This window comes from Streptomyces sp. NRRL S-455 (assembly GCF_000717875.1).
Lineage (GTDB): Bacteria > Actinomycetota > Actinomycetes > Streptomycetales > Streptomycetaceae > Streptomyces.
The window spans coordinates 1-210 of the sequence record NZ_JOCT01000114.1 but is presented as its reverse complement, the minus strand read 5'-3'; the positions used below and the strand labels follow the sequence as shown (position 1 = coordinate 210).

The window sequence follows — 210 nt, the reverse complement described above, 5'->3', positions numbered from 1 at the left end:
GAAGCACGGTAACGTGTGGAGTTGACCGGTACTAATAGGCCGAGGGCTTGTCCTCAGTTGCTCGCGTCCACTGTGTTGGTTCTGAAACCACGAACAGCCTTACGGTTGTCTGTTTCATAGTGTTTCGGTGGTTATAGCGTAGGGGAAACGCCCGGTTACATTCCGAACCCGGAAGCTAAGCCTTACAGCGCCGATGGTACTGCAGGGGGG

The 210-nt window shown here is 54.8% G+C and carries 1 rRNA gene; it reads left to right on the top strand.

Going from position 1 to position 210, the window contains the following annotated elements:
- Positions 1-123 precede the first annotated feature (123 nt).
- Positions 124-210 (top strand): 5S ribosomal RNA (gene rrf, locus IE97_RS0138060); the annotation flags it as partial.